At 61.1% G+C, this 23,792-nt stretch carries 26 protein-coding genes; 4 read left to right on the forward strand and 22 right to left on the reverse strand.

Going from position 1 to position 23,792, the window contains the following annotated elements:
- Window positions 1–19: 19 nt before the first annotated feature.
- From IAE40_RS08415 to IAE40_RS08505, 19 genes are all read right to left on the reverse strand, one after another.
- Window positions 20–352: a hypothetical protein gene (locus tag IAE40_RS08415; protein WP_200603010.1), complete on the reverse strand. Its 333-nt coding sequence runs from the start codon at window positions 350–352 to the stop codon at window positions 20–22.
- Window positions 352–699, reverse strand: coding sequence for a hypothetical protein (locus tag IAE40_RS08420; RefSeq protein ID WP_200603011.1), 348 nt, complete (start codon window positions 697–699; stop codon window positions 352–354). The genes IAE40_RS08415 and IAE40_RS08420 overlap by 1 nt, the downstream gene beginning before the upstream one ends.
- Before the next feature lie 732 nt (window positions 700–1,431).
- A complete protein-coding gene (locus IAE40_RS08425) occupies window positions 1,432–1,986 on the reverse strand; it encodes a recombinase family protein (RefSeq protein WP_200603012.1) in 555 nt (184 codons plus the stop codon).
- Between the two features lie 472 nt (window positions 1,987–2,458).
- Window positions 2,459–3,946: a DUF6538 domain-containing protein gene (locus IAE40_RS08430; RefSeq protein ID WP_200603013.1), complete on the reverse strand. Its 1,488-nt coding sequence runs from the start codon at window positions 3,944–3,946 to the stop codon at window positions 2,459–2,461.
- 203 nt (window positions 3,947–4,149) lie between these two features.
- On the reverse strand, window positions 4,150–4,956 hold the full coding sequence (gene ybgF, locus IAE40_RS08435) for a tol-pal system protein YbgF (RefSeq protein ID WP_063545875.1): 807 nt from the start codon (window positions 4,954–4,956) through the stop codon (window positions 4,150–4,152).
- A gap of 6 nt (window positions 4,957–4,962) precedes the next feature.
- Window positions 4,963–5,460, reverse strand: a complete 498-nt coding sequence (gene pal / locus IAE40_RS08440) for a peptidoglycan-associated lipoprotein Pal (RefSeq protein ID WP_023381906.1) — start codon at window positions 5,458–5,460, stop codon at window positions 4,963–4,965.
- 53 nt (window positions 5,461–5,513) lie between these two features.
- A complete protein-coding gene (gene tolB, locus IAE40_RS08445) occupies window positions 5,514–6,785 on the reverse strand; it encodes a Tol-Pal system beta propeller repeat protein TolB (RefSeq protein ID WP_054890993.1) in 1,272 nt (423 codons plus the stop codon).
- A 26-nt stretch (window positions 6,786–6,811) separates the two neighbouring features.
- On the reverse strand, window positions 6,812–7,879 hold the full coding sequence (gene tolA, locus IAE40_RS08450; protein WP_054890994.1) for a cell envelope integrity protein TolA: 1,068 nt from the start codon (window positions 7,877–7,879) through the stop codon (window positions 6,812–6,814).
- Window positions 7,879–8,331, reverse strand: coding sequence for a protein TolR (gene tolR / locus IAE40_RS08455; protein WP_054890995.1), 453 nt, complete (start codon window positions 8,329–8,331; stop codon window positions 7,879–7,881). The genes tolA and tolR overlap by 1 nt, the downstream gene beginning before the upstream one ends.
- 14 nt (window positions 8,332–8,345) lie before the next feature.
- Window positions 8,346–9,041 carry a protein TolQ gene (gene tolQ / locus IAE40_RS08460; protein ID WP_054890996.1) on the reverse strand — a complete coding sequence of 232 codons (696 nt, stop codon included), beginning with the start codon at window positions 9,039–9,041 and terminating at the stop codon, window positions 8,346–8,348.
- Window positions 9,042–9,043: 2 nt separating this feature from the next.
- On the reverse strand, window positions 9,044–9,496 hold the full coding sequence (gene ybgC / locus IAE40_RS08465) for a tol-pal system-associated acyl-CoA thioesterase (protein ID WP_197890614.1): 453 nt from the start codon (window positions 9,494–9,496) through the stop codon (window positions 9,044–9,046).
- A 125-nt stretch (window positions 9,497–9,621) separates the two neighbouring features.
- Complete coding sequence (gene ruvB / locus IAE40_RS08470; RefSeq protein WP_054890998.1) at window positions 9,622–10,668, reverse strand: Holliday junction branch migration DNA helicase RuvB; 1,047 nt, start codon at window positions 10,666–10,668, stop codon at window positions 9,622–9,624.
- Window positions 10,665–11,282 carry a Holliday junction branch migration protein RuvA gene (gene ruvA / locus IAE40_RS08475; protein WP_063545876.1) on the reverse strand — a complete coding sequence of 206 codons (618 nt, stop codon included), beginning with the start codon at window positions 11,280–11,282 and terminating at the stop codon, window positions 10,665–10,667. Before ruvA ends, ruvB begins: the two co-directional genes overlap by 4 nt.
- Window positions 11,283–11,391: 109 nt before the next feature.
- Window positions 11,392–11,916 carry a crossover junction endodeoxyribonuclease RuvC gene (gene ruvC, locus IAE40_RS08480; protein WP_054891000.1) on the reverse strand — a complete coding sequence of 175 codons (525 nt, stop codon included), beginning with the start codon at window positions 11,914–11,916 and terminating at the stop codon, window positions 11,392–11,394.
- Window positions 11,917–11,980: 64 nt separating this feature from the next.
- Window positions 11,981–12,727, reverse strand: coding sequence for a YebC/PmpR family DNA-binding transcriptional regulator (locus IAE40_RS08485; RefSeq protein WP_054891001.1), 747 nt, complete (start codon window positions 12,725–12,727; stop codon window positions 11,981–11,983).
- Window positions 12,728–12,836: 109 nt separating this feature from the next.
- Window positions 12,837–14,612 carry an aspartate--tRNA ligase gene (gene aspS, locus IAE40_RS08490; protein ID WP_054891002.1) on the reverse strand — a complete coding sequence of 592 codons (1,776 nt, stop codon included), beginning with the start codon at window positions 14,610–14,612 and terminating at the stop codon, window positions 12,837–12,839.
- A 94-nt stretch (window positions 14,613–14,706) separates the two neighbouring features.
- Window positions 14,707–14,925 (reverse strand): FmdB family zinc ribbon protein, encoded by a 219-nt coding sequence (locus IAE40_RS08495; RefSeq protein WP_197890612.1) that lies wholly within the window; start codon window positions 14,923–14,925, stop codon window positions 14,707–14,709.
- A 92-nt stretch (window positions 14,926–15,017) separates the two neighbouring features.
- Window positions 15,018–15,335 (reverse strand): ribbon-helix-helix domain-containing protein, encoded by a 318-nt coding sequence (locus IAE40_RS08500; protein WP_054891004.1) that lies wholly within the window; start codon window positions 15,333–15,335, stop codon window positions 15,018–15,020.
- A 179-nt stretch (window positions 15,336–15,514) separates the two neighbouring features.
- The gene (locus IAE40_RS08505; protein ID WP_023381917.1) at window positions 15,515–15,988 is read right to left on the reverse strand and encodes a Dps family protein; all 474 of its coding nucleotides are present in this window, start codon (window positions 15,986–15,988) and stop codon (window positions 15,515–15,517) included.
- A 281-nt stretch (window positions 15,989–16,269) separates the two neighbouring features.
- Between IAE40_RS08505 and IAE40_RS25880 the strand changes: the two genes are divergently transcribed.
- Window positions 16,270–16,863, forward strand: coding sequence for a cold-shock protein (locus IAE40_RS25880; RefSeq protein ID WP_054891005.1), 594 nt, complete (start codon window positions 16,270–16,272; stop codon window positions 16,861–16,863).
- Window positions 16,864–16,881: 18 nt separating this feature from the next.
- Here the strand turns inward: IAE40_RS25880 and IAE40_RS08515 are convergent, their stop codons facing one another.
- A complete protein-coding gene (locus tag IAE40_RS08515) occupies window positions 16,882–17,088 on the reverse strand; it encodes a SlyX family protein (protein ID WP_054891006.1) in 207 nt (68 codons plus the stop codon).
- A 3-nt stretch (window positions 17,089–17,091) separates the two neighbouring features.
- Window positions 17,092–17,511, reverse strand: a complete 420-nt coding sequence (locus IAE40_RS08520) for an HIT family protein (RefSeq protein ID WP_063545879.1) — start codon at window positions 17,509–17,511, stop codon at window positions 17,092–17,094.
- Between the two features lie 745 nt (window positions 17,512–18,256).
- Here IAE40_RS08520 and IAE40_RS08525 point away from each other — a divergent pair.
- From IAE40_RS08525 to IAE40_RS08535, 3 genes are all read left to right on the forward strand, one after another.
- A complete protein-coding gene (locus IAE40_RS08525; protein ID WP_063545880.1) occupies window positions 18,257–19,558 on the forward strand; it encodes an OprD family porin in 1,302 nt (433 codons plus the stop codon).
- Between the two features lie 159 nt (window positions 19,559–19,717).
- Entirely contained in the window at window positions 19,718–21,433 is a 1,716-nt protein-coding gene (locus IAE40_RS08530) for a proline--tRNA ligase (protein WP_063545881.1), read from the forward strand.
- 20 nt (window positions 21,434–21,453) lie between these two features.
- Window positions 21,454–22,407 (forward strand): hypothetical protein, encoded by a 954-nt coding sequence (locus tag IAE40_RS08535; protein WP_054891010.1) that lies wholly within the window; start codon window positions 21,454–21,456, stop codon window positions 22,405–22,407.
- A gap of 30 nt (window positions 22,408–22,437) precedes the next feature.
- Here IAE40_RS08535 and dinB read toward each other — a convergent pair whose 3' ends face one another.
- On the reverse strand, window positions 22,438–23,496 hold the full coding sequence (gene dinB / locus IAE40_RS08540; protein WP_177339373.1) for a DNA polymerase IV: 1,059 nt from the start codon (window positions 23,494–23,496) through the stop codon (window positions 22,438–22,440).
- Window positions 23,497–23,792 lie beyond the last annotated feature (296 nt).

Consider the following 23,792-nt stretch of genomic DNA (forward strand, 5'->3'; position numbering starts at 1 on the left):
GAAGGCCCCAGGCCATCGGTCAAGTGGTGGGATCGGCCAAGCCGTATTCCGCTAGAAGTGCTTCGCGGTTGGCAGGTTCGATTTGTGTTGGGAGTGCAGGAGTTGCAGGCGGCGTGCGCTTATCCTTGAACTGCTGGCGCAGCTTCTCCAGCTCCGCAGCGCTGTCGCCTTCGCGTGCTGCCTTCGCCGCTTCTATGAGCTTGAGCAGGGACACGGACGCACTGATGGTCGCCGCGTCTACGGGGTAGCCCCCTTCCTTCGCATCCTTGTAGCGTTGCTGGGTGCCGTCGATAGTGGACGCCAGTAACTCCAGCCCCAGGCGGTCGAGGTTGATCTTGCGTGGTCGAGCCATCAGCAGCCCCCGCGTTCGTTCAGCGCATCCAGCAACCGTGCTTCGGTCCAGGCATGCCGCCCTTGCTGCTCGCGGTCCAGCATCCGCCAAGCATTGAAGGCTTGAGAGCCGGGGCAGTATTCGCGGATATGTGTTCCCGGCAGATAGCGGGCCTGCAACCCGGCACGTCGGATGAGCGCTGCAATGGCACTCATCAGACTGCTACGTGGCACCTCGGGGAACGCCTCGCGGAGCACTGTGGTGGTGATTGGTTTCGGTGCAGGAAGGGCATAGTTAAGCCGCATAAAGCGGATGATTCGGGCAGCCGTGAGCGCTGGCCTGCCCTGCAACTGGGAGTTGTGGGTCATGGTCCCTCCGATGGGATCAGGTAACAGTGTGCGTGAAGTCGAAAGCGTTCCCGCCTAGAGATTTAAGATCTCCAGACAGGTAGTGTTTCGATGTGTACGGTAAGTATTCGGGCAGCGCTGGGTGTACCAGATGCCAAGGAAACTGGACTGGATAGTCCGCGCCCTTGCAGGTCTGAGCAGACAGCGACGGTGTTCGATGCTTAGTAAAAAGCACGGCGCCCACTTGGGGTGGCAGGCGCCGCAAACACGTAGGTCCCGGACAGAACCAGCAGAGCAAGCCAGGTGGTTACCTACTCTACTGGGGTATGTGACAGTTACCGAACAGAGGTGCCATATCCCTGGCCAGGCATTACGGCACAAGGGCTGGCGACAGTTAGGCCAGCAGGGCCGGAGAGGCCGCCAGGCGCGTATCCTGCGCAGATTAGGCCGGGAGTGCAGGCGAGCAGAACTCTATCTCATCGGCATGGTGATACGCCTGCATCGCCTGACGCTGCTCAGGCACGGGAGGCTACCGCTCGGCCATTGCTTTGCGGGCTTGGCCTTGACGCCCTGGCAGTCCTTCGGCGCTGCCCTTTCCTACGGTTCGCCTTCACGTGCGCTATGCAACCCGAAGGCCTTCAAGCGTCTTACCGATCCAACCCAGCCCGTTTGCTGGAGCTTCGCCAACCGTACAATCCGTGGTGAAGCAACAGTACGCCGCCAGGATCAGGCCGTCCAGCATTGCCGGTAGGGTCAGGCAGCGCAGGCCCGCTTCACACTGGCGATACTTATGCCGAAGTGCTCAGCAGTGGCCTTGATGCTTGCGCACTGCTCAGCGCGCCACGCGGCCACACCCTTGTCGTCGATTGTCTTCACCCGCCCGAGAGCCTTGCCCTCAGACTTGGCCCGCTCAATACCCGCCATTTGCCGGGCCTTGATGTTCGAGCGCTCCAACTCAGCAACAGCGGCAAGCATGGTGAGCATCGCCTTACCCATCGCGGTCGAGAGGTCGAAGCCCTCCCGCTTGCTCACAATTGCCACACCTTTAGCCGTCAGGTACTCAACCGTTACGAGCACGTCTATCGTATCCCGCCCAAGGCGGTCCACAGCAGCCACAACCAGTGTATCGCCATCGCGGAGGTACTCGGCCATAGCCTTGAACTGTGGTCGCTCAAGGGCCTTTACAGCACCGCTCACACCCTCATCAGCGTAGAAGCGGTCGATGCGGTGGGTCTGGCTCAGGCTGTGCTGCTGCGCCTCGACACTTTGATCCGTGGTACTGACGCGGACATATCCGATGGTGGCCATGCTATTTGCTCCAGGTGGCTCGCAATCTATGGCTCATAAATTAGATCTAGCTCAATTGAAAGTCAACACCTTTGAGCCATGCCCCAGCAAACTCTCTCAGCATGGCTCGGATGGTTCACCTTTTGAGCCCTGCCACGAGCCCGACAGCACCAATAACGGAGGCCCTTGCGAACCTCCGTGACACGCTTACTTCTTCTTGCCCTTATCGCCCTTGCCAGGTGCGGGGATAGTCTCCACCGTAGTTGTCTTCGGGCGGCGCTTTGCTTCCTCTACGGGAATAAACTGCCCGGTTCCAGAATCCCTACCGCGTTTGTTGGCCATAACCAATGCTCCCTAATGGCTCATCGCCACATGGCGACACCTTTCAAGGTAGCGCAGGAAGCGGGGAGCGCAACCGGCAGCGCATCAGGCCCCTATGGGGGATTCTGTACGTGATCGGGTCAGACCCTCCCCTCGCACGACTTCAACAAATTTAGGCCGCAGGGCTTTCGAGCAACTGGCGCACCTTGTCCAATAGCTCCCGCTGCGCCTTCAATGCCGACTTCCCACCGTAGATGCTGGTCATGCTCTGCTTACCGACGTGCCCAAGGATCGCCCCGGCCTCATGCTCAGTAGCACCGGCATGTCGCATCAGGTCAGCCACCGTATGCCGAACGCCATACAGGGTGTAACCAGCGGGCAGACGCCGCCCCAGCAGATCATGCAATCGACGTACACGCTGCTCTGTCCTACGGCTCAGGTCGGCGGGCTCTCCCCTTTCGGCCAGCACCAACCGGAATAGCCGGGCGTCATCGTCATGCACAGGAAGGTCGCGGCGGCTGGCATCCGTCTTCCTGCCGGATAGCCCAGCCTGGAACACCAGTTCCTTACCGCCCATGATGTCCTCTCGCACCGTCAATGCCTCCGGCCCCTCCCGCAATAGCTCAGACGGGCGCAACCCATAACGAGCCAGAATCAGCAGCGCGGCACAATCCACATCAGGAGCCGTCTCCTGCATGTTCTGGATACAGGCCTTGAGCATCGCAACTGGAATCGGCTGGCGGGCCTCCTTTCTGGCGCCAGCACCAGAACGAATCATCTTGGCAGTGGCGTCGAGCTTCGGCAGCTTGATCCCCTCCCAACCTGGCATGCAGCGAAGTACCGCCAGAACGGCGTTGGTGCTGGTATTGAGGGACGACGCCTTCATGCCTTGCTCAAGGCGCCGCTGGCCATAGTCGAGGATGCTTTGCACCTGCTCCGCTGGGGTGGCTGGCCAGCGAAGTGCATCCCGGCACAGCGCCTGCACCTGCTGGCCACGTCGGGGCGTGGCCTGGGCCAGGTACTTGTCCAAGGTTCGCTGAAACTCGGCGGCTGTGGTCTGCCCATGCCGCGCACGCTGGGCAGGGTTTGCAGGTGCGGAGTGCTCGGGACCAGGCGCAATAGAGGGCACCGCATTAGCTGGCTCAGGCGTTGAGGGGTGCCCCAGCGTGGGCACCTCGCCCCGCTCCAGGGCCTCCACGGCGCGCAAGGCGGCCAATGCCTCCGCTGGGTTGTAGTCAGCAGCGCCGGGATGTTTCCCGTCTGCAATCGCCTGGAGCGCGGCCTTTCGCCATTCAAGCTCCGCCGCCCAGGTCGGGGCCTGCCGCTGGCTAGGTTCCAAGGCTTCGACAGCCGAGCGGGTAGCACCGTCTACAACGGCCCGCAGACGCTCTAAGATGCGCTCTGCCGTCACCACTGGGGCATCCCCGCCAAGGGCCTGCATCGCCCCTGTACCGCCTCCGTTGGCGCTCTGGGCCAGGGCTTCGGCACAGGTACGGTCGAAGTCAACCGACACCACACGGGCAAGCTGTAGCGCCTCCTTGCGGTCGCTGGTGCCGAGGGCCTTTCGGAACTCGGTGCGGCCCACAATGCTGGCAACTTCAACAGGGAAACGGCGGCGGTAGATGAATCGCCCGTCCCGCTTCATCAAATGATCCGACATGGCGCAACTCCTGGCGGCGGGTCACGTGCACCGGGCATGCGCCACGGTGGAAGGGCCCTCTAAACGGCTGTTGTGCCCCGGTCAACCCAGGGCTGCAAGGCCCGCAGAATGCGGCCTGCGCCGTTATCCGGCAAGGAGTTTGTGCACCATCCCTCTAACGAAAAAACCCGCGCCAGGCGCGGGTTTCTTTCAAGCGGTGCAGTTCAGAGCTTCTGCAGGTCACGCTGAGCCAGCTGTGCGGCGGAGGTGCCGGGGTACTGGGTGATGACTTGCTGCAGGATGCCCTTGACCTTGTCGGTGTGGCCCATGCGACGTTCGACATCGGCCAACTTGTACAGCGAGTCAGGCACCTTGCTGTGCTTGGGGTACAACTGGCTGACCTTGGCGAAGGCCTGGCCGGCGCCTTGCAGGTCGCCTTTGGCGAGGTTGACCTCACCCAGCCAGTACTGCGCGTTGCCGGCGTACTGGCTGTTGGGATACTTGCGCAGGAAGGCGCTGAAGGCCTGACTGGCCTTGTCGAAGTCCTTCTGCTTGATCAGATCGAAAGCAGCATCGTAGAACAGCTTTTCTTTCGCCGGATCGGCCGGCTCGCCATTGGCAGCCGGTTGCTGCGCAGCGCTTGCGCCTGCAGCGGCACCTGCGGCGTCGGATGCGCCACCGGTGGAGGAATTATCGGGTGTAGCGGCTGGTGCGGCACCACTGTTGATGCGGCGGTCCAGATCCTGGTATCGCTCCAGGTTTTCCTGCTTCATGCGCGACACATCGTTCTGCAGCTCTTCGATGATGCCTTGCTGACGGGAAATCTGGTCCTGCATCTGTTGCAGCTGCAGGAACAGCTGACCCTGTGCAGAAGCAGGGGCCGAAGCCCCTGCCCCGGCATAGGCGCCGCTCGTGCCATAACCCGAAGGCGGATAACTGCCTCCGTTGTCATCAACTACAGGAACCGCAGCCCACGCAGAAAGCGGCAGGCTGAGGGCGAGGACGGTTACAACACGACGGCACATACGCATAAGAACTTACTTACGCAGTTCTACGCGACGGTTCTGAGCCCAGGACTGCTCGTCGTTGCCGGTAGCAACTGGACGCTCTTCGCCGTAGGAAACCAGTTCCAGCTGAGCAGGGGAAACGCCCTGCAGAACCAGGTAGCGCTGAACGGCCTTGGCACGACGCTCGCCCAGAGCCATGTTGTACTCGCGGGTACCGCGCTCGTCGGTGTTACCTTCCAGAACAACGCGGTTGCCGTTGGCTTTCAGGTCCTTGGCGTGAACGTCCAGGGCGCGCATGGCTTCTGGCTTCAGATCCGAGCTGTCGTATTCGAAGTAGAAGGTGGTGATTGCGCGCAGGGCGGCTTCTTCGCTCAGGGAACCGTCGACAGCGCCGGTGTTTGCACCGTAGCCAGCGTTCGGATCAACAGCGCCTTCGCCAGCGTTGTCACCGCCCTTGGAGGAGCAACCTACAGCTACGGCCATGGCCAGAGCCAGCGCAGCGAATTTACCAAACTTCAGCATTTCCATCGTGAAACTCCTAATGAAACCCCAGTGTGTTAAGCAAAATTGTTACGCCGCAATCAGTTCAGGTAGGGGGACCAGGACGGTTCTCTGACTTCGCCTTGAGCGGTAGGAAGTGGGAGCCTCACACGGCCGTTAAGCGACACGAGCATCAAGACTCCCCGGCCCTGCTGGCGGGTGGCGTAGATTAGCATGGTGCCGTTAGGCGCAACAGTGGGAGACTCATCAAGACTCGTTTCAGAAAGAATCTTTACACTTCCCCGTTGCAAGTCCTGGGCAGCCACCTTGAAGTTGGTGAAACCTTCCTGGCGATGAATCATTACCAGGGTCTTTTCATCCGCCGACAGTTTCGGGTTGGCGTTGTAGTTGCCAACGAAGGTGACACGCTCGGCGCCACCGCCACCCACCGACGTCTTGTAGATCTGTGGCTTGCCACCACGGTCGGAGGTGAAGTACAGGGTGTTGCCATCCTTGCCCCAGAACGGCTCGGTATTGATACCAGGGCCTGCAGTGACACGGCTGATCTGACGCGACCCCATGTTCATCACATAGATGTCCGGGTTGCCGTCCTTGGACAGCACGAACGCCAGGCGATTGCCATCGGGCGACCAGGCCGGTGCACCATTGAGGCCTTCGAAGTTGGTGATCTGCTCGCGGCGACCGGTGTCGATGTGCTGGACGAAGATACGTGGACGCTTCTGCTCGAACGAAACATAGGCGATACGCTTGCCATCAGGCGCAAAACGCGGCGACAGGATGGGCTCGCGCGACTGCAGCAGCGTCACTGCACGGGCACCGTCGTAGTCGGAACGCTGCAGGGTGTAGCGGGTGTTGTTGGTCGAGAAACGCTCGGCGGTCACGTACAGCATGCGGGTGGAGAACGCACCCTTGATACCGGTGAGCTTCTCGAACGATTGGTCAGCGATGTAGTGCGCCATGTCGCGCAGTTGATCGACGCCACCACCGACACTGCCGGTCAGCACCTGTTGCTCGGTGGCAACGTTGAACAGCGCGTAGCTGATCTGCAGGCGACCACCGGACGGCACGATGCTACCGACCATCACGTACTGGGCACCCAGCGCTTTCCAGTCGCGGAATATGACTTCGCTGGCCTGGGTAGGCTGGCTGATCATGTTCTGCCGCGGGATGGGCGCGTAGTAGCCGGAGTTGCGCAGATCGTTGCCGATGATGTCGGCCATGTCTTCCGGCAGCACGCTGCCACCCTGCAGACCGAACGGCACTACCGCGATGGGCGTGGCCCGGTCGCTGCCGCTGGTGACCAGGATGTTCTTTTCCTCTGCCACGGCCATGCCTGCCACGCAGCAGAGCATGACCAGCAGTCCTCTCAGACGTTTAATCACAACGCTAGATCCTCAGGTGTAAATGTCATCTTGAACGAACGATACGGATTGAACTCGTTCGGCTTCAAGCCCTGCATTTCAGTCAACCGGCCAATGTTCTTCACCGCGGCCACGGCCGAGCTGTCGAACGGACCGTCGCCACTGGACTTGGCCACGCTCACATTGGTGATCGTGCCATCCGGCAGCATGTTGATCTGCAGGACTACCGTCATGCCTTTGCGCGCGGATGGCGGACGCGCCCAACCTTCGGCCGCACGCATGCGGATGAGGTCGTCGAAATCACCCGCCACCTGGTCGCCTTGCTCGTCGGCCAGTGCCTGCTGACGCTCGGTGGTGTCGGACAGCAACTCGGCCAGAGCCTGAGCCTTCTTGTCTTCAGCCGCCTTGCGGGCTGCATCCTGTGCCTTTTTCTTCTGTGCATCCGCAGCGGCCTTCTTCTTGGCCTCTTCGGCTGCCTTCTTCTTCGCTTCCTCGGCCGCCGCTGCTTTCTTCTTGGCGTCCTCGGCTGCTTTTTTCTTGGCGTCTTCGGCGGCTTTCTTCTTCGCCTCTTCGGCCGCAGCTTTCTTGGCTTCTTCCTCGGCCTGTTTCTTGGCCTCGTCTTCTGCCTTCTTCTTGGCGATGTCAGCCTGCTGCTTCTTCGCTTCCTCGGCCTTCTTTTGCTCGGCGGCCTTTTTCGCCTCGGCAGCCTTGGCAGCGTCCTCGGCTTTCTTGGCTTCGGCGGCCTCGCGAGCTTCCTCGGCCTTTTGAGCGGCGTCGGCTTTCTTTTGTTCCGCGGCCTTCACAGCTTCCTGCTCGACCTTCTTCTGCTCCATCTGCTCGACTTCAGTCTGGCGTGAAGCCGTTTTCTTGGCTTCCCCGGCAATCTTCTGATTGGTCTGGGTGGTCGCCTGGCTCTTTGACTTGAGCTGATAGAGCGTAGCCTGGACGATCGGCTTGGACGGCGGCAGTTCAGGCGTCATGGCGAAGCTGACGAACAGCAGGCCGAACACCAGCACATGCAGGCCAATGGCCCAGACGCTGGGCCAGAAGTAGCTTTCCGAGGCGGATGGCTCTCGCTGTTGCATCAGGGCGCCTCGGTAATCAGGCCAACGTTACCGACACCGGCTTTCTGCAACCCGCCCATGGCGCCCATGACCGCGCCATAGTCGACGGCCTTGTCACCCCGGATGAACACCTGGGTCTGTTTGCCCTGGTCGCGGCCGGCAGCGATGATCTTGGTCACCGCGTTGGTCATTTCCGGCAGGGTCATCGCCTTGTCCATCTGTTTGTCGGTATCGACTTCGCTACCGAGGTTCCAGTAGTAGGTTTTGTCGGCCTTGATCGAGATGGTGAGGATCTGGACGTTGTTGTCCTGCGGCAAGGCTTCGCTGGAAACCTTGGGCAGGTCGACCTTCACGCCCTGGTTGAGCATAGGTGCGGTCACCATGAAGATGACCAGCAGCACCAGCATCACGTCGATGTAGGGCACCACGTTCATCTCGGCGACCGGCTTGCGTTTGTGGCGAACTCGGGCCATGGATGTCTACCTGATCACTCTTCGCTGGTGTGTACTTTGCGGTGCAGGATCGCCTGGAACTCATCGGCGAACGTGTAGTAGCGACCGATCAGTGTTTCGCTGCGTGCAGCGAAGCGGTTGTAGGCGATGACTGCCGGGATCGCGGCGAACAGCCCGATCGCGGTGGCGATCAGTGCCTCGGCAATGCCGGGTGCCACGGTGGCAAGGGTGGCCTGCTGGGCGCTGGCCAGGCCGCGGAAGGAGTTCATGATGCCCCATACGGTACCGAACAGGCCGATGTAAGGGCTGGTGGAACCGACGGTGGCCAGGAACGGCAGGCTCTGCTCGAGCTTCTCTTCCTCGCGGGAGATGGCTACACGCATGGCGCGCCCCACCCCTTCCATGACCGCATCCGGGTCGACGCCCGGCTGCTGGCGCAGGCGCGAAAACTCCTTGAAGCCGGCGCGGAAGACCTGCTCGACACCCGAATCCGGATCAGGGTTGCTGCCGGCCTGGCGATACAGTTTGGACAGGTCGATGCCCGACCAGAAACGCTCTTCGAAAGCGTCCAGCGCACGACGACCGGCGCGCAGCATGGTGCTGCGCTGGAAGATCATGATCCAAGAGGTCACCGAGGCTGCCACGAGAGTCAGCATCACCAGCTGAACCACCACACTGGCATTGGCGACCAGGCTCCACATGGAGGTATGGTCGACGACGTTTGCTTCCACGCTTATTCTCCTGCGTTCGATTGAGTACCCGTGCCGTCCGCCATGAAAGCGTCGCGCAGTTCAGGGGGAATGGCCCGGGGTTTGAAAGTGTCGGCGCGCACGGCGGCCACCAGGAACTGCCCTTCGCAAAGCAGTGTTTCATCCGTTTCTCGCCAGACCTGCTGCACGAAGCGCAGGCTGGCGCGATTCAATTCAAGTACTTGTGCGGTTACCCGCAACGCATCGTCCAACCGTGCCGGCGCGTGGTAGCGCGCCTCGCTGGAGTGGACGACGAACAATAGATTCTGTTCCGCCAGCTCGGACTGGGAGAACCCCAGGTGCCGCAACCTCTCGGTGCGTGCACGCTCCATGAATTTCAGGTAGTTGACGTAGTACACCACCCCGCCTGCGTCAGTATCCTCGTAATAGACGCGACAACGGTGAGCGAACGGGTCCTGCCGATTTTGCGCGCGCATACTCTAGTGCTTACTCCTCAGCTTGCCAATCCGCCCCGGCAACTGTTTTTTCAGGGGAAATGTCGTATTGCCAGCGCTGTCGCAAAGTGCCAGCGCTAGGACCACGAAAACCCCGATTCGATCTGTCACTCATCGTCAGGATCAGAAAATTCTCCGCCCTCGGCAAAGCGCCCCGGAATGTTCAGGCCGAAATGCAGGTAGGCGTGCCGGGTGACCACACGGCCACGCGGCGTACGCATGATGTAGCCCTGCTGGATCAGGTACGGTTCGAGGACATCCTCGATGGTGTGCCGCTCTTCGCTGATCGCAGCCGCCAGGTTGTCCACGCCTACCGGTCCGCCATCGAACTTCTCGATCATGGTCAACAGCAGGCGCCGGTCGGAATGGTCGAAACCGCGCTCGTCGACGTCCAGAAGGTTCAATGCCTTGTCGGCGATTTCCTTGGTGATCTGGCCCTTCGCACGTACCTCGGCGTAGTCACGCACGCGGCGGAGCAGGCGGTTGGCGATCCGTGGCGTACCGCGGGCGCGACGGGCGATCTCGAAAGCGCCCTTGTCTTCGATGGCAAGCCCCAGAATGTTCGCCGACCGGCTGACGATGGTCGCCAGGTCCTGGTTGCTGTAGAACTCCAGGCGCTGGACGATCCCGAAACGATCACGCAGTGGGTTGGTGAGCATGCCGGCCCGGGTGGTCGCACCGACCAGGGTGAACGGCGGCAGGTCGAGCTTGATCGAGCGTGCGGCAGGCCCCTCACCGATCATGATGTCGAGCTGGAAGTCCTCCATTGCCGGGTAGAGTACTTCCTCGACCACAGGCGACAGGCGGTGGATTTCATCGATGAACAGCACGTCGTGCGGCTCGAGGTTGGTCAGCATTGCCGCCAGATCACCCGGGCGTTCGAGGATCGGGCCGGACGTGCTCTTGACCGAAACCCCCATCTCGTGGGCGATGATATTGGCAAGGGTGGTCTTGCCCAGACCGGGCGGACCGAAGATCAAGGTGTGATCGAGGGACTCGTTGCGGCCGCGGGCGGCCTGGATGAACAGGCCCATCTGCTCGCGCACCACCGGCTGGCCGATGTACTCGTCCAGGCTCAACGGACGAATGGCACGGTCCTGAACCTCTTCACGGTCGCGCCCGCTGGCGGCGATCAGGCGGTCGGCTTCGATCACTTGACGATCATCCCTTTGAGGCTATGGCGAATCAGTTCCTCGCTGGTCATGTTTGCCTTGTCCTTGATCGCCGACACCGCCTTGCTGGCTTCCTGAGGTTTGTAGCCCAACGAGATCAGGGCGCTGACTGCATCGGCTTCGGCGCTGGAGGTGCTGGCCACCGGCAGTGGCCCATCGGACACCAGGGTGAACATCGCAGGCGAGGTTTCCCAGGCCTTGAAACGGTCCTTGAGCTCGACCAGCAGGCGCTCGGCGGTCTTCTTGCCGACGCCGGGTACGCGCACAAGAGCCGACGCATCCTGGGCCTGCACGCAGCGCACCAGCTCATCGACCTCGAGGCCCGACATCAACGCAAGAGCCAACTTCGGGCCGACGCCATTGAGACGGATCAGCTCGCGGAACAGCTCGCGCTCGCGCTTCTCGAAGAAGCCATAGAGCAGGTGGGCGTCTTCGCGCACAACCAGATGAGTGTGCAGCGTCACCGCTTCGCCGACCTTGGGCAGGCGGTACAGCGTCGTCATCGGCACCTCCAGCTCATAGCCCAGGCCATTGACATCGATAATCAGGTGCGGCGGTTGTTTTTCCGCCAGAGTGCCACGCAAACGTCCAATCACGTTCCGATCCTTTCTCTCGGGCGTCTGGTCGGAGACCGGACAACCCTATCAGCAAATGCGGCGGGTGAGCGTGTCACCCGGACAAAATGTGTATCAGGGCATGAAGCTGTTACAGACGCAAGCGCCCACCGCGCCGGCGTGCGGTGGCCAGGCCGTGGGGCACCAGGCTGGAGCGTGTATGGGCGTGGCACAGGGCGATGGCCAAGGCGTCGGAGGCGTCGATCTGCGGCTTCTGCGTCAGCTTGAGCAGGTGCATGACCATCAGCATGACCTGATCCTTGTTCGCCCCGCCCGTACCAGCCACCGACTGCTTGACCTGGCTGGCGGTGTATTCGGCGATCTCCAGGCCCGCCTCGGCGGCAGCGACGATGGCTGCACCGCGGGCCTGGCCAAGCTTGAGCGCCGAGTCGGCATTTCGCGCCATGAACACCCGCTCGATGCCCATGGTGACGGGGCCATGCAGGCGAATCACCTCGCTGACGCCGCGAAACACGATCTGCAGTCGCTCATGCAACTCGCCACCACCGGTGCGGATGCAACCGGAGGCCACGTACTCGCACCCCCGCGGCGTGTGGCGTACCACACCATAACCGGTGATTCGCGAACCGGGGTCGATACCAAGAATCAGCGTCATAAAGCCTGCGGTTCTTTACACATTTCACTGACCCGCGAAGAGGCCCCGAAGACCAAGGAAAACCTTAGCCGAGTTTTTCCATGATCTCGTCGGAGATCTGCGCATTGGAGTAGACGTTCTGCACGTCGTCCAGGTCCTCGAGCATATCGATCAGCTTGAGCACCTTCTCCGCGCCGTCCTGATCCAGCTCGGCGCTGGTGGTCGGCTGCATGACGATTTCCGCGTCGGCAGCCTTGAAGCCCGCCTCTTCCAGCGCATTGCGCACAGCGTAGAAGCTGTTGAAGGAGGTGAAGACGTCGAAGGAGCCATCGTCATTGCCGACCACATCATCGGCATCGGCTTCCATGGCCGCCTCGATCAGCGCATCTTCCTCGACGCCCGGTGCAAAGCTGATCTGCCCCTTGCGCTCGAACAGATAAGCCACCGAGCCATCGGTACCGAGGTTGCCGCCACACTTGGTGAAGGCATGACGCACGGCTGCTGCAGTGCGGTTGCGGTTGTCGGTCATGGCCTCGACCATGATCGCCACGCCACCGGGGCCGTAACCCTCGTAGCTGAGCTCTTCGACGTTGTCGCTTTCGTTGGTGCCAGCCCCACGCGCCACCGCACGATCGATGATGTCGCGGCTCATGTTGGCACCCAGCGCCTTGTCCAGCGCCAACCGCAGCCGGGGATTGGAGGCCGGATCACCACCACCCTGCTTGGCAGCGACGGTCAGTTCGCGGATCCACTTGGTGAAGATCTTGCCTCTCTTGGCATCCTGGCGTTCTTTGCGGTGCTTGATATTCGCCCACTTGGAATGACCGGCCATAACGACTCCAAATCCTTGAAACAGAAACAGGTTCCGCCCCGAAGGGCGGAACGCGGAAAATCCTGCGCGCAAGCGCGAAGCGCCCCGACTTCGGGGCGCCTGCGGTCGGTTACTCGACCTTGGTCTGCTCACGCAGACGGATGTGCAGCTCGCGCAGAGCCTTGGCATCGACCAGGCCCGGAGCCTGAGTCATGACGCACGCAGCGCTCTGGGTTTTCGGGAACGCGATCACTTCGCGGATCGACTGGGCGCCGGTCATCAGCATGACCAGACGATCCAGGCCGAAGGCCAGACCACCGTGTGGCGGGGCGCCGAACTTCAGGGCGTCGAGCAGGAAGCCGAACTTCTCTTCCTGTTCCGCCGCCTCGATACCCAGCAGACGGAAGACTGCCTGCTGCATCTCTTTACGGTGGATACGGATAGAACCGCCACCCAGCTCGGTGCCGTTGAGCACCATGTCGTAGGCACGCGACAAGGCGGTGGCCGGGTTGGCCTCCAGCTCTTCAGGGGTGCACTTCGGTGCGGTGAACGGGTGGTGCAGCGCGGTGAAGCTGCCGTCCTCGTTCTCTTCAAACATCGGGAAGTCGACGACCCACATCGGTGCCCACTCGCAGGTGAGCAGGTTGAAGTCGTGACCCAGCTTGATACGCAGCGCGCCCAGGGCCTCGCTGACGACCTTGAACTTGTCGGCCCCGAAGAACACGATGTCGCCATCGACCGCGCCGACGCGATCGAGGATCACGTTGAGGTTGGCCTCAGGGATGTTCTTGACGATCGGCGACTGCAGGCCCTCGACGCCCTTGGCGCGCTCGTTGACCTTGATGTACGCCAGGCCCTTGGCACCGTAGATGCCGACGAACTTGGTGTACTCGTCGATCTTGCTGCGCGGCATGGCAGCGCCGCCCGGCAGGCGCAGGGCAGTGACACGGCACTTCGGATCGTTGGCAGGGCCTGCAAAGACCTTGAAGTCGACGTCCTTGAGCTGATCGGCAACATCGACCAGTTCCAGCGGGATGCGCAGGTCCGGCTTGTCGGAGCCATAACGACGCATGGCTTCTTCGAAGGTCATGTGCGGGAAGTCGCCGAACTCGAGGTCGAGCACTTCCTTGAACAGCTTGCGGATCATGCTCTCGGTGAGGCCCATGATCTCGGACTCGTCGAGGAAGCTGGTCTCGATGTCGATCTGGGTGAATTCCGGCTGGCGGTCGGCACGCAGGTCTTCATCGCGGAAGCACTTGGCAATCTGGTAGTAGCGGTCGAAGCCGGCCACCATCAGCAGTTGCTTGAACAGTTGGGGCGACTGCGGCAGGGCGAAGAAGCTGCCAGCGTGGGTGCGGCTGGGCACCAGGTAGTCGCGCGCGCCTTCCGGAGTGGCACGGGTCAGGATCGGCGTTTCGACGTCGAGGAAGCCGTTCTCGTCGAGGAAGCGGCGAATGCTGCTGGTGATGCGCGAACGCAGGCGCAGCTTGTCGGCCATTTCCGGGCGACGCAGGTCGATGAAACGATAGCGCAGGCGGGTTTCTTCGCCGACGTCGGAGTATTCGTTCAACGGGAATGGCGGGGTCTCAGCTTCGTTGAGCACGTTCAGCTGGTAACCGAGGATCTCGATGGCGCCGGAGGCCATGTTCGCGTTCACCGCGCCGTCAGGGCGCTTGCGCACCTTGCCGGTGATCTGCACCACGTATTCGCTGCGCACGCGGTCGGCGGCGGCGAAGGTTTCGGCGCGATCCGGATCGAACACGACCTGGGCCATGCCTTCGCGGTCACGGATGTCGAGGAAGATCACCCCGCCGTGGTCGCGACGCCGATGGACCCAGCCGCAAAGGGTGACTTCCTGGCCGTCCAGGCTCTCGTTCAGTTGGCCGCAATAATGGCTGCGCATCATGATCGTGGTTTCGCTTCTCGTGATTCGTGTATTCGGTGGAGGTCTTGTCCGCCCTGAGGGCTAATAGTGCAAGACCCTGTCGCTGCAATTCAACTCAGTCGGCCTTTTCGCCGGCCAGGTTCTTCTTCGCCCCGGTCTTGAAGTCGGTCTCGTACCAGCCATTGCCACTCAGGCGAAAGCCGGGTACCGACAGCAATTTCTTCAGGGCCGACGCCTGGCATGCCGGACAATCGGTCAATGGCGCGGCGCTGATTTTCTGCAACACCTCCATGCGGTGGTCGCAGGAAGCACATTGATAGTCATAAAGGGGCATGGAAGTCTCTCGTCAACCACAACGCTGGCTGCCGGGGCAGCAAAAAGCGGGATTATATATGGTTAAGGAGTGCTGTGCAGCCCGCCCGGCGATCAGTGTGTACTCGGCGGATCAAGTAACCAGGCCACACAGATGACGCGAATCAGCCCACTGAAATTACGCACACCGCCCTGCCGCAGGTGCACCTCTCGATCGACGTAGGACAGCACAGCGCTCACCGAACAGCGATTGGCCTCGGCGATACGCTCCAGAATACGCCAGTAGACCGCCTCGAGCCGAAGGCACGTGGCAAAACCATTGAGCCTTACAGACCGCGAGACCGGTACGACCTGCAACATGTCGAAATCACCCCTGAACGGATCCTGACAATCCCTGCCTGGCCAACCGCCGTGCCTGCTTGCTTGCGCCATGGTTCTGCTCCTTGATTGCGATCACTTCATACCCCGCACAACAAGGTCGAGGGTGCTTCAATGAAGCGCCGTTCCGGCATCACAGAGCAGCAGCAAGGGTTTCCCCATAATAAAAAAGCCCGGGATCGCAAGGCGACACCGGGCTTGATGGACCAGCCTGGCCATAGGCCGGCGCATCGTTATTTGCCGTCGAGCAGCACTCGCAGCATCCAGGCGGTTTTTTCGTGCACCTGCATGCGCTGGGTGAGCAGGTCGGCCGTCGGCTCGTCACTGACCTTGTCCACCACCGGGAAGATGCTGCGCGCCGTGCGCACCACCGCCTCTTGCCCCTGGACCAGCTGGCGGATCATTTCATCGGCAGCGGGCACTCCCTCTTCCTCCTTGATCGAGGAATGGCGCGCATAGAATGCATAGGAACCCGGCGCCGGGAATCCCAGCGCGCGAATGCGTTCGGCGATCGAGTCGACTGCCAGGGCCAGTTCGTTGTACTGCTCTTCGAACATCAGGTGCAGGGTTCGGAACGACGGACCGGTAACGTTCCAGTGGAAGTTGTGGGTTTTCAGATACAGCACATAGGTGTCCGACAGCAGGCGGGACAACCCTTCGACGATGGACTTGCGATCTTCTTCGCTGATACCGATATCGATTGCCATGAATCTCCCCTTTCCATAAGGCTTGACGATCAAGCGGGCGAAAACACTGTACCAAGAGTTGCAGACGGCTGCATGTGACACAAGGCAACACATCGCCTGACCACCCCTGCGGTTTGAGAACCCCCTGGCTTTGCTGTTAAATAGGCAGGGTGCCACCCGTGCGGACTGTTATTGCCGGGTGCATAGGCTGAACAGTCACGTGATCGCGCTCCATACCTCATGCGCACCGTGCTGCCAGCTCTTCCTGTGATCGGCCTTATCCAAATATGTGAGCCAACCCAATGTTCAAGATCGTCCATCTGGTGACGGGCGTTGCGGCTTTGCTGCTGTCGTTCATACCCAGCCTCAAAACCGACGCCACACCCTTCCTGCAACAACCCGAAGCGGTTTACCTGGTACTCCTGGGCCTGCTCAACCTGGTCCTGGCACCGGTTGTACCGCTTTACTACCGCGGCGCCCGCCAGCAACTGCAACACCTGGCCAGCGCACTCCTGGTGCTGGCGGTGATCCTGCAAACCATCACCGTTCTTGCCCGCCCCGAGCTCGGCAGCTTGTCGGCGCTGCTCTGCGCGGCACTGGCAGCCGCCCTGCACCTGGCCGCAGGCTTCGCCCGCAGCAGCCGCAAGTCACGCGCCAGCCAGGCAGGCCCGCAAGATGCCAGCAAGCGCGATACCGGCACCGTGAAGTGGTTCAATACCTCGAAAGGCTTCGGATTCATCTCCCGCGACTCCGGCGATGACATCTTCGTGCACTTTCGCGCCATCCGCGGCGAAGGCCATCGCGTCCTGGTCGAAGGCCAGCGCGTGGAGTTCTCGGTAATGCATCGCGACAAAGGCCTGCAGGCCGAAGACGTGGTCGCGGTTTCACGCCGCTGACCACCCGCCTCCATCACCTCAATAATGAGGTGGTGGAGGCTCCTCCCCTCCGGCCTCGTACTGGCCGACCATCTCTTCATGACGCTTGATCAGTTCGGCGATCTGCAACTGCAGACGCTCGATCAGCCGGTTCTGCCCGGCCACTTCGTCGCTGAGCGCCTGAAGGGTGTCATCCTGAAACGCCTGGCGCATCTCCAGCTCGACGATTCTCGCTTCCAGTGACATGGCTCAGGCCTCCTCGAAACCTTCAAGCGCCAACCCGCGCAGGCGCTGGCGGATTGCATCGACCTGCGCGGGCGCGTAATCGAGCGCGGGCACCTTGCCCCACACCGGCGCTGGCCACGCCGCATCGCCGCGATGACGCACCACCACGTGCATGTGCAACTGACTGACGACATTGCCCAGCGTGGCGACATTCATCTTGTCAGCCAGGAATTCGCCCTTGAGCGCCTCGGCGAGCAAAGTGGTTTCCTTCCATAGTTGTTGCTGGTCGGCCAGATCCAGCTGGAACAGCTCGCTGACATCAGCACGGCGCGGCACCAGGATGAACCAGGGGTAGTTGGCATCCTTGCTCAGCAAAAGACGGGACAACGGGAAATCCCCCAGCACCAGGGAATCCTGCTGCAGACGCGAATCCAGGACAAACACGGCAAACCTCCATCGAATGACACGACCCGACTCGAACGCGGGTGGAGCGCAAGGATACCTTGCTTGCAGAGCCCACGACACGACCCACTCACTTGTCCGCCCCCGACCGAGACGTACGCGCCAAAAGCGGTAACACTGCGCTACTTTTCGCACCAAAATGAAGCAACGAAAAATACACCTGTCATACCCGCCTGGTACAAACTACTCAGCATCAACAGTCAGCGGTAACACCTTGACTTTCAAGCCAGCTTTATTTTGCAAACGATAATCAACATCGCGTTATACCCTCAAAGCACCTGAACCCAGTGTTTCCGGAGGTTTCAGGACGCTTTGCGGGCATTTGTGAAAAATTCATCAACACTGATCGTTTTTGTGCACGCTTGTTGCATTCTTTTTACGCCAAGTCGGCACGGCACCTGCATTAGCCGGTGAACGCGACAAATAACAACAGCGACAAGGGATTCACCAGGGAGCTTCGAGTACACAGCCATTCTTTACGGAATCGTGACGGACTTCGAAGCAGCGCTGGGGTGTACGACCCGCCTTTAGCGGGACGTGATTTGCGACATGGAAATAGCCAAAAGCGACACGACCGTAAACTTACCGAAAGGTTCCGTTTTTCATGTCGCCAAGTACAGTCAGCGTGATATACATTTTCGCCGACATAAAAAGAAAGAGCTGCCCCATATAACTAAAACACTTGGGCGCAGCGGTACTCTTCCTAAAACCAAAGGAGCAAATCACGATGCGCGTGATGAAGTGGAGCATGATCGCCCTGGCTGTTGCAGCGGGGACTTCTGGACTGGCAATGGCGTCGTCGCAGGATGACTCCAAAGGCTTCGTTGACGACAGCAAGCTCAACGTGAAGCTGCGTAACCTGTATTTCAGCCGTGACTTCCGCAACAACCCAAGCGACGAACAAAGCCGTCGCGCCGAGTGGGGCCAAGGCTTCATCGGCACCTTCGAATCCGGCTTCACCCAGGGCACCGTTGGTGTCGGTGTCGACGCCATCGGCCTGCTGGGCATCAAGCTCGACGGCGGTCGTGGCACCACCAACACCGGCCTGTTCCCCGTCGACTCCGAAGGTCGCCCGGAAGACTCCTATTCGAAGGGCTACGGTGCCGTCAAAGCACGCATCTCGAACACCGTCCTCAAGTTCGGCGGCCAGTTCACCTCGCTGCCAGTCTTCGCCACTGACGATAGCCGCCTGCTGCCGGAAGCCGCCGAAGGCTTCCTGCTGACCAGCAAGGAGATCGAAGGCCTGGAGCTGAACGCCGGTCACTTCACCCGTCTGGACGCACAAGCCCAGAGCTACAAGGACAGCATCGGCGGTCGTAACAACCTCGGCATCAAGAACCCGGGTCTGACCGAAGCGAACGTCTTCGGTGGCACCTATGCCGTGACCGACGGCCTGAGCACCAGCCTCTACTACTCCAAAGTCGAAGACTACTGGCGCAAATACTACGCCAACGTCAACTGGGCACTGCCGCTGTCCGACAAACAAGGCCTGGTGTTCGACTTCAACATCTATGACACCAAGAGCGATGGCGAAGGCAAGGTACGCGCCTTCGATGGCGACAAACTGGACAACCGTGCATTCAGCCTGTCTGGCGCCTACAACGTTGGCGCTCACACCTTCACCCTGGCCTACCAGAAGGTCACCGGTGACGGCGACTACGCCTATGGCGTAGACGGCGGCGGCACCATCTTCCTCGCCAACTCCATCGCCCGCTCCGACTTCAACGCCGAAGGCGAGAAGTCCTGGCAGGCTCGCTACGATCTGAACTTCGCCGAATACGGCATTCCAGGCCTGACCTTCATGACCCGCTACGCCCGTGGTACCGGTGCTCACGTCGAAGGCACCACCAACGGCAAGGAATGGGAACGCGACATCGACGTCAAGTACGTCCTGCAGGAAGGTCCGGCCAAAGACCTGAGCTTCCGTGTCCGCCAGGCCACTTACCGCTCCGCCGATGGCGTCTACTACGGCTCCGCATCGATCGACGAACTGCGCCTGATCGTCGAGTACCCGCTGAGCATCCTGTAAGCCCCGGCTTGCAATGCCCCGCATCTGAAGAAGCCCGGCATCTGCCGGGCTTTTTCTTGGCTGACAAGCCGAGCGCCCTGGGGCATCCTGTACGCTTTCGTCTCGCCCCCGTACAATGCGGGGTCATTTCAAACATTCAGGCAATCGACACGGCTTCCCATGCGCACCAGTCAATATTTGCTCGCCACCCAGAAAGAAACCCCGGCAGACGCCGTTGTCATCAGCCACCAGCTGATGCTGCGCGCCGGCATGATCCGCAAGCTGGCCTCCGGCCTGTACACCTGGCTGCCGATGGGCCTGCGGGTCATGCGCAAGGTCGAGAACGTGGTGCGCGAAGAAATGAACGCCGCCGGTGCCCTTGAAGTGCTGATGCCAAGCATCCAGCCCGCAGAGTTGTGGCAGGAATCCGGGCGCTGGGAACAATACGGCCCCGAGCTGCTGCGCCTGAAAGACCGCCACGACCGTGATTTCTGCGTCGGCCCGACTCACGAAGAAGTGATCACCGACCTGGCACGCAACGAGCTGTCCAGCTACAAACAGCTGCCGCTGAACATGTACCAGATCCAGACCAAGTTCCGTGACGAGATCCGTCCGCGCTTCGGCCTGATGCGCGGCCGCGAGTTCATCATGAAGGACGCCTACTCCTTCCATGCCGACCAGGCTTCCCTGCAGGAAACCTACGACCGCATGCACCAGGCGTACTCCAACATCTTTACCCGCCTGGGCCTGGACTTCCGTCCGGTGCAGGCCGACACCGGCTCGATCGGTGGCAGCTACTCCCACGAATTCCACGTCCTGGCCTCTTCCGGCGAAGACGACGTGATCTTCAGCGACACCTCCGACTACGCCGCCAACATCGAGAAGGCCGAAGCGATTCCACGGGAAACCGTGCGCCCAGCGCCGACCGAAGAACTGCGCCTGGTCGACACGCCAAACGCCAAGACCATCGCCGAACTGGTCGAGAACCACGGCCTGGCGATCGAGAAGACCGTCAAGACCCTGATCGTGCGTGGCGCCGAGGAAGGCAAGCTGGTCGCCCTGATCGTACGTGGCGACCACGAGCTGAACGAAATCAAGGCCACCAAGCTGGAACAGGTTGCCGACCCGCTGGTCATGGCCAGCGACGCCGAGCTGCGCGCAGCCATCGGTGCCGGTGCCGGCTCGCTCGGCCCACTGAACCTGCCGCTGGAATGCATCATCGACCGTTCGGTCGCCCTGATGAGCGACTTCGGCATCGGCGCCAACATCGACGACAAGCACTACTTCGGCGTGAACTGGGAGCGTGACCTGCCAGTGCCACAGGTCGCGGACCTGCGCAACGTCGTCGCCGGTGATCCGAGCCCCGACGGCCAGGGCACACTGGTCATCAAGCGCGGTATCGAAGTGGGCCACATCTTCCAGCTCGGCACCAAGTACAGCGAGGCGCTCAAGTGCCAGGTACTGGGCGAGAACGGCAAGCCAGTGGTGCTGTCGATGGGTTGCTACGGTATCGGCGTGTCCCGCGTGGTCGCCGCCGCCATCGAGCAGAACCATGACGACAAGGGCATCATCTGGAACGATGCCCTGGCGCCCTTCCAGATCGCCCTCGTGCCATTGCGCTACGAGACCGACGCCGTGCGCGAGGCAACCGACAAGCTCTACGCCGAGCTGACTGCCGCAGGCTACGAAGTGCTGCTGGACGACCGTGACAAGAAGACCAGCCCCGGCATCAAGTTCGCCGACATGGAACTGATCGGCATCCCGCACCGCATCGTCGTCAGCGATCGCGGTCTGGCCGACGGCAACCTGGAGTACAAGCACCGCACCGAACAGGATGCCCAGCCGCTGCCGCTCAACGAAGTGCTGACCTTCCTGCAGGCCCGCATCCGCCGCTGACCACCAATGCACGAGTGAACATGTCCAAGCGAAGTACCTTTACCCTGGGGGGCGCCGCGCTCTGCGGCGCCCTGTTCCTCAGCGGCTGCGCCAACCAGATGTCCCAGCGCAGCGAGCATGAGGAACGTGTCGAGCGCAAGTTGCTCGAGCACAGTCTGCAGATCGACGTCGGCGAGCCCAAGGTGATGGAGCTTCCGCAACGGCGTGTTCGCATCAATGAACAGCGACGCTTCGAAGTCACCGAGTTCGAAGTCACGCGGCGCTACGACCGCTACACGCCCTACCAGCCCTGGCGGGAGATCTACGAGATCCCACTGGGTGCGGTGGCGGTGGTCGCGGGCATAGGCGCCAACGTGGTCAACGTGATCACCTTCGACAGCCTGCCGCAGAGCATGACCCACGACTGGCTGAGCTACGGCCTGGCCGGGCTCAATCCGTTCATGAACGTGCAGTCCAACGGTCGCGCACAGCAGAACCTCGCAGGCATCAGCGAAATCCAGAAGGACAAGCGCGAGGAGTTCACCAGCCTGCCGTGGAACGAGCGCCTGGTAGAGGTCAAGGCTGGCAAGATGACCCACGAGCTGACCACCGACAAGCATGGTGTGCTACGCCTGAACCTGCTCGACAGCCCATTCTCGGAGCAGAACCTCAACCATATCGGCACCCTGCACCTGGCGGCGATCGATGAAGACAACGGCATCCGCGGCGACGCCAGCCTGTTGGTCAGCGGTACGTTGCGCAACAAGCTGCTGGAGGCCCATGAGCTGATCTTCGACGACCTCGAGGACGACGACGTTGGCCAGTGGGTACACCGGGTCAAACGTCTCTCGGAACTGGGCCTGGAAGAGGAAGCCAGCGAGCTGGAACAGAGCCTGATCGAGCTGACACGCAACGATCCGGAGCTGCAGCAGGAATTCCTCAAGACGCTGACCAAGGAAACCGGCCGATTGGTCGCCGACCCTGGAGAGCGGTAAAAAGAACGGGGCGCCATGCGCCCCTTTCTTTTATTGAGCAGGAAACAGCTCCAACTGCTCATGCGCACCGCGCAGATCCCGCAACCTTACCCCCACTCCCAGCAACCTCACCGGCTTGCCACCCCGAGCGAAGGCCTGGCTGAGCAATTGCCGATAGCTTTCAAGGTCCCGCCCTGCCCCCGCCTGTTCCAGGGTGGTCTGGCTGAAATCATGGAACTTGACCTTGACGAAAGGCTTGTCTGGCTTGTAGCTGCTGTCCATCCGCGCAATCCGCCCGTTCAGGCTGTCGAGCAGATCCGGGATTTTTTCCAGGCAACTGGCCAAGTCAGGGAGATCGTTGTCGTAGGTGTTTTCGACGCTGACCGACTGGCGCCGGCTGTCGTTCTGTACGACCCGTTCGTCGATGCCATGGGCAAGCCCCCACAACCGCTCACCGAAACTGCCGAACTCGCGCACCAGGCTCAGGCGCGACCATTCGCGCAATGACTGACAGGTATCGATACCAAGTCTTGAAAGCTTGTCTGCAGTCACCTTGCCCACCCCGTGCAGGCGTGCCACCGGCAGTGCGGCAACGAACTCATCGACCTGATCGGGCCTGATCACGAACAAACCATTGGGTTTGCGCCAATCGCTGGCGATCTTGGCCAGGAACTTGTTCGGTGCAACGCCAGCGGACACCGTGATGTGCAAGGTCTGGGAAACGCGCCGACGGATGTCCTCGGCAATCCGCGTGGCACTGCCGGAAAACCACTGGCTGTCGCTGACATCCAGATACGCCTCATCCAGCGACAGGGGCTCGATCAGATCGGTATAGTCACGAAATATCGCATGGATTTCCCGCGAGGCCTCACGGTAGGCCTCGAAACGCGGCTTGACGATCAGCAGGTCCGGGCACAACTTCATGGCATGCCCCGACGACATCGCCGAACGCACTCCATAGGCCCTTGCCTCGTAGTTACAGGTGGCGATCACCCCACGCTGCCCCGGCTGACCGCCCACAGCCATGGGTCGACCCGCCAGCCGGGGGTCGTCACGCATCTCGATGGCGGCGTAGAAACAGTCACAATCGATGTGGATGATCTTGCGCAGGGACATGACTGACCGTCAGCACTGTAAATTCATACAGATATTACAGCACGTGCCTCGGCATTCGTCAGCCCCACCCGACGGGGGCAAGGATGATCGGTATGACTGCCCCCTCGCAAAACCCGCTACAACCCGCGTCATGGCTCAGCTCCTGGCCTGTGCAACAGGCTAAGGGATTGAACAAAAAAGGGTTTTTTGAAAAATAGCTTGACTCACGGAAGGATTTCCGTAGAATTCGATTCCACAGGCGCGGGATGGAGCAGCCTGGTAGCTCGTCGGGCTCATAACCCGAAGGTCGT

This window comes from Pseudomonas sp. S44, assembly GCF_016624805.1.
Taxonomy (GTDB): Bacteria; Pseudomonadota; Gammaproteobacteria; order Pseudomonadales; family Pseudomonadaceae; genus Aquipseudomonas; species Aquipseudomonas machongensis.

What these genes read in the sequence shown, in the direction of transcription:
- IAE40_RS08415 (WP_200603010.1), bottom strand. Translation starts at nt 352, where the DNA reads ATGGCTCGACCACGCAAGATCAACCTCGACCGCCTGGGGCTGGAGTTA.
- IAE40_RS08420 (WP_200603011.1), bottom strand. Translation starts at nt 699, where the DNA reads ATGACCCACAACTCCCAGTTGCAGGGCAGGCCAGCGCTCACGGCTGCC.
- IAE40_RS08425 (WP_200603012.1), bottom strand. Translation starts at nt 1,986, where the DNA reads ATGGCCACCATCGGATATGTCCGCGTCAGTACCACGGATCAAAGTGTC.
- IAE40_RS08430 (WP_200603013.1), bottom strand. Translation starts at nt 3,946, where the DNA reads ATGTCGGATCATTTGATGAAGCGGGACGGGCGATTCATCTACCGCCGC.
- ybgF (WP_063545875.1), bottom strand. Translation starts at nt 4,956, where the DNA reads ATGCGTATGTGCCGTCGTGTTGTAACCGTCCTCGCCCTCAGCCTGCCG.
- pal (WP_023381906.1), bottom strand. Translation starts at nt 5,460, where the DNA reads ATGGAAATGCTGAAGTTTGGTAAATTCGCTGCGCTGGCTCTGGCCATG.
- tolB (WP_054890993.1), bottom strand. Translation starts at nt 6,785, where the DNA reads ATGCTCTGCTGCGTGGCAGGCATGGCCGTGGCAGAGGAAAAGAACATC.
- tolA (WP_054890994.1), bottom strand. Translation starts at nt 7,879, where the DNA reads ATGCAACAGCGAGAGCCATCCGCCTCGGAAAGCTACTTCTGGCCCAGC.
- tolR (WP_054890995.1), bottom strand. Translation starts at nt 8,331, where the DNA reads ATGGCCCGAGTTCGCCACAAACGCAAGCCGGTCGCCGAGATGAACGTG.
- ybgC (WP_197890614.1), bottom strand. Translation starts at nt 9,496, where the DNA reads ATGCGCGCGCAAAATCGGCAGGACCCGTTCGCTCACCGTTGTCGCGTC.
- ruvC (WP_054891000.1), bottom strand. Translation starts at nt 11,916, where the DNA reads ATGACGCTGATTCTTGGTATCGACCCCGGTTCGCGAATCACCGGTTAT.
- IAE40_RS08485 (WP_054891001.1), bottom strand. Translation starts at nt 12,727, where the DNA reads ATGGCCGGTCATTCCAAGTGGGCGAATATCAAGCACCGCAAAGAACGC.
- aspS (WP_054891002.1), bottom strand. Translation starts at nt 14,612, where the DNA reads ATGATGCGCAGCCATTATTGCGGCCAACTGAACGAGAGCCTGGACGGC.
- IAE40_RS08495 (WP_197890612.1), bottom strand. Translation starts at nt 14,925, where the DNA reads ATGCCCCTTTATGACTATCAATGTGCTTCCTGCGACCACCGCATGGAG.
- IAE40_RS08500 (WP_054891004.1), bottom strand. Translation starts at nt 15,335, where the DNA reads ATGGCGCAAGCAAGCAGGCACGGCGGTTGGCCAGGCAGGGATTGTCAG.
- IAE40_RS08505 (WP_023381917.1), bottom strand. Translation starts at nt 15,988, where the DNA reads ATGGCAATCGATATCGGTATCAGCGAAGAAGATCGCAAGTCCATCGTC.
- IAE40_RS25880 (WP_054891005.1), top strand. Translation starts at nt 16,270, where the DNA reads ATGTTCAAGATCGTCCATCTGGTGACGGGCGTTGCGGCTTTGCTGCTG.
- IAE40_RS08515 (WP_054891006.1), bottom strand. Translation starts at nt 17,088, where the DNA reads ATGTCACTGGAAGCGAGAATCGTCGAGCTGGAGATGCGCCAGGCGTTT.
- IAE40_RS08525 (WP_063545880.1), top strand. Translation starts at nt 18,257, where the DNA reads ATGCGCGTGATGAAGTGGAGCATGATCGCCCTGGCTGTTGCAGCGGGG.
- IAE40_RS08530 (WP_063545881.1), top strand. Translation starts at nt 19,718, where the DNA reads ATGCGCACCAGTCAATATTTGCTCGCCACCCAGAAAGAAACCCCGGCA.
- IAE40_RS08535 (WP_054891010.1), top strand. Translation starts at nt 21,454, where the DNA reads ATGTCCAAGCGAAGTACCTTTACCCTGGGGGGCGCCGCGCTCTGCGGC.